The 3,593-nt window shown below is 71.2% G+C and carries 3 protein-coding genes and 1 pseudogene; 1 reads left to right on the forward strand and 3 read right to left on the reverse strand.

Annotated elements, in window-relative coordinates; all coding sequences use genetic code 11:
- The first annotated feature begins 349 nt into the window (after window positions 1-349).
- Window positions 350-619, forward strand: coding sequence for a hypothetical protein (locus B0E53_RS34295; protein WP_107079696.1), 270 nt, complete (start codon window positions 350-352; stop codon window positions 617-619).
- Window positions 620-676: 57 nt separating this feature from the next.
- On the opposite strand, the gene sucD is transcribed toward B0E53_RS34295, so the two are convergent.
- The 3 genes and pseudogenes from sucD to B0E53_RS38175 all read right to left on the reverse strand — a co-directional run.
- On the reverse strand, window positions 677-1,564 hold the full coding sequence (gene sucD / locus B0E53_RS34300; RefSeq protein WP_107079697.1) for a succinate--CoA ligase subunit alpha: 888 nt from the start codon (window positions 1,562-1,564) through the stop codon (window positions 677-679).
- Window positions 1,565-1,566: 2 nt separating this feature from the next.
- On the reverse strand, window positions 1,567-2,745 hold the full coding sequence (gene sucC / locus B0E53_RS34305) for an ADP-forming succinate--CoA ligase subunit beta (RefSeq protein WP_091318213.1): 1,179 nt from the start codon (window positions 2,743-2,745) through the stop codon (window positions 1,567-1,569).
- A gap of 184 nt (window positions 2,746-2,929) precedes the next feature.
- Window positions 2,930-3,593: pseudogene (locus B0E53_RS38175) on the reverse strand (hypothetical protein); the annotation flags it as partial.

Raw genomic sequence — 3,593 nt, forward strand, 5'->3', positions numbered from 1 at the left:
AGCCGACCAGGCCGGCGCGGAGCGCGCCGGACAGCGAGCCGGCGTCCTCGCTGAGCTGGGCCAGGCCGAGCACAAGGGTGACCGGCAGCCAGGACGTCACGGCGGCCCAGAGGGCCGCCACCCCGGCGGCTACGGGCAGCGGGGCTCGGCGGCGGGGCGGCGGGGCTGGTCAGGGGTGACGCGTGACATCAGGCTCTACTCTGGCATGCCGCGCGGGCGACGGCAGTCCGATACCGCCGCGGGACGGCGGCGAGTTCCCTGATCCACCGGCTCGGGGGCCCCGATCCGGTTTAGCCTCGGCCCAGGACGCGACCTTTCCTGTCGCGGCACCGACCGCTCGGAGGAAGCCGTGAACGCTCCGTATCCGCCGCCCCCGCCGCCACCGGCCGCCGGCCGGGACCGGACCACCCTCTGGGGCATCCTGGGGATCATCACCGGCCTGCTCTGCTGCGGCATCCTCGGCATCGTCTTCGGCTACCTGTCGATCCGGGACGCGAAGCGCTTCGGCAAGTCCCCGCTGCTCGGCTGGCTGGCCATCGCGTTCGGCGTCATCAACATCATCGCCAGCGCCATCATCCGGGCCCGGGGCCACTACTACACCCCCTACTGGTACCGGTAGGAGGAATGAGGGGGCCGACCGGATCCGGTCGACCCCCTCGGCACGTCACGGGACCGCTCAGCGGCCGGACATGATCTCCCGCATCAGCTTGGCGGTCTCGGTCGGGGTCTTGCCGACCTTCACGCCGACCGCCTCCAGCGCGGCCTTCTTGGCGTCGGCGGTGCCCGCCGAGCCGGAGATGATCGCGCCGGCGTGGCCCATGGTCTTGCCAGGCGGGGCGGTGAAGCCGGCAATGTAGCCGACCACCGGCTTGGTGACGTTGGCCTTGATGAACTCGGCCGCCCGCTCCTCGGCGTCGCCGCCGATCTCACCGATCATGACGATCGCGTCGGTCTCCGGGTCCGCCTCGAAGGCGGCCAGAGCGTCGATGTGGGTGGTGCCGATGATCGGGTCACCGCCGATGCCGACACAGGTGGAGAAGCCGATGTCGCGCAGCTCGTACATCATCTGGTAGGTCAGCGTGCCGCTCTTGCTGACCAGGCCGATGCGGCCGGAGCCGGTGATGTCGGCCGGGATGATGCCGGCGTTGGAGGCGCCCGGCGAGGCGATGCCCGGGCAGTTCGGGCCGATGATCCGGGTCCGCTCACCCTTGGTCACGTTGTACGCCCAGAACGCGGCGGTGTCGTGCACCGGCACGCCCTCGGTGATCACCACGGCCAGGTCGATGCCGGCGTCGATCGCCTCGACCACCGCGGCCTTGGTGAACTGCGGCGGCACGAAGATGACCGTGACATCCGCCCCGGTCTCCTTCATGGCGTCCGCGACGGACGCGAAGACCGGCAGCTCGGCGCCGTCGAAGTCGACCTTCTGGCCCGCCTTGCGCGGGTTGACGCCGCCGACGACGTTGGTGCCGGCAGCGAGCATCCGCCGGGTGTGCTTGGAACCCTCGGAACCGGTCATCCCCTGCACGATGACCTTGGAGTCCTTGGTCAGCCAGATAGCCATTGTCAGACCCCCGCAGCTGCCAGCTCGGCGGCCCGCTCGGCCGCGCCGTCCATGGTGTCGACCCGCTGGATCAGCGGGTTGTTCGCGCCGTCGAGGATCGCCCGACCGGCCTCGGCGTTGTTGCCGTCGAGGCGGACGACGAGCGGCTTGGTGGCCTTCTCGCCGCGCTGCTCGAGCAGCGCCAGCGCCTGCACGATGCCGTTGGCGACCGCGTCGCAGGCGGTGATGCCGCCGAAGACGTTGACGAAGACGCTCTTCACCGACGGGTCGGAGAGCACAATCTCCAGGCCGTTCGCCATCACCTCGGCGCTCGCACCGCCGCCGATGTCGAGGAAGTTGGCCGGCTTCACGCCGCCGTGCCGCTCACCGGCGTACGCGACCACGTCGAGGGTGGACATGACCAGGCCCGCGCCGTTGCCGATGATGCCGACCTCGCCGTCGAGCTTGACGTAGTTGAGGTCCTTCTCCTTGGCGGCCTGCTCCAGCGGGTCCACCGACGCCTGGTCGACCAGGGCCTCGTGATCCGGGTGCCGGAACGCGGCGTTCTCGTCGAGGGTGACCTTGGCGTCCAGCAGCAGCAGCTTGCCGTCCTTGGTCGTGGCCAGCGGGTTCACCTCGACCAGCGTGGCGTCCTCGGCGACGAACGCCTGCCACAGCTTGACCGCGACCTCGACCACCTGGTCGGCGACCTCGGCCGGGAAGCCGGCCGCGCTCACGATCTCGCGCGCCTTGGCCTCGTCCACGCCGGTGTTCGCGTCGATCGGGGCCTTGACGACCTTCTCGGGAGTCTCGGCGGCGACCTGCTCGATGTCCATGCCGCCGGCCACGCTGGCGATGCAGAGGAAGGTGCGGTTCGCCCGGTCGAGCAGGTACGAGAAGTAGTACTCCTCGGCCACGTCCGCGGTCACGGTGATCATGACCTTGTGGACCGTGTGACCCTTGATGTCCATGCCGAGGATGTCGGTGGCGCGGGCCACCGTCTCCTCCGCGCCCTCGGCCAGCTTCACGCCGCCGGCCTTGCCGCGGCCGCCGACCTTCACCTGCGCCTTGACGACCACCCGGCCGCCGAGGCGCTCGGCGATCGCGCGGGCCTCCTCCGGGGTAGTGGCGACGCCGCCGGCGAGCACGGGCAAGCCGTGCCGCTCGAACAGGTCCCGCCCCTGGTACTCGTACAGGTCCACGATTGCGCGTCCCGTCCCGTCTCCGCGGCGCGCCGTCGCGCCGCCACCAGCGTTGGAAAATCAGTTTGACGCCTGTCATCAGATGAGACAGGTCATTTGCCGCAGCCTAACGAGATGGGAACCGGCGGCAACCGAGCGGGTGCACGGTGTGCGGTAATGCACAGCCATCTGTGCCGCGCCGGGCTCAGCCCACCCGGCAGCGACCGGCCGCGTATCCGACCACGGCTCGCATGATCTCGTCCTCGCCCCGGTCGGCGTGGTTGACCGTGGCGGTGAAGCCGGTGCCGAAGAAAGCCTGCTGCATCCCGGAGTCGAGCGCGGTGAACGCGCCCAGCCCGCTGCCGACCCGCGGGTCGCGCGGCTTGACGCAGAGCATCTTCTCCAGCGCCCACCGCCGCAGGTAGATCCGGTCGATCGCCTCCCACGGCAGCCAGATCGCCTGCCCCCGGGTCGGCCGCGTCTTGATCCACAGCCCGGCGGGCCCGACCGCGAGCACCGGGCCGCCGGAGGAGACCAGCCAGAGCTGGAGGCCGACCGGCACGGCGAAGAAGATCATCACCACCGGGATGATGAAGAGCAGGCCGACGCCGCCGTCCTCGGACGACGCGGCCAGGCCGATCGGGCAGGCGATCACCAGGCCGATCACCAGGGTCACCAACCCGAGGGTCAGCGCCCGCTTGCCCAGGCTCGGCCGGACCACGAACGGCAGGTCCTCCGGGATCCGCTTCGCCGTCGGCGGCGGCTGCGCCGGCCCGACCCCACCGGGGTACGCCGGCGGCGCGGCCGGCCAGCCGGGCGCGGGCTGCGGGTGGGGAGCGCCGTGCTGCTGGTGCGGGACGGGCCACCCC

Origin of the sequence: Micromonospora sp. MH33, assembly GCF_003013775.1 — a bacterium.
GTDB classification, from domain to species: Bacteria; Actinomycetota; Actinomycetes; order Mycobacteriales; family Micromonosporaceae; genus Micromonospora; species Micromonospora fulviviridis.

What these genes read in the sequence shown, in the direction of transcription:
- sucD (WP_107079697.1), bottom strand. Translation starts at nt 1,564, where the DNA reads ATGGCTATCTGGCTGACCAAGGACTCCAAGGTCATCGTGCAGGGGATG.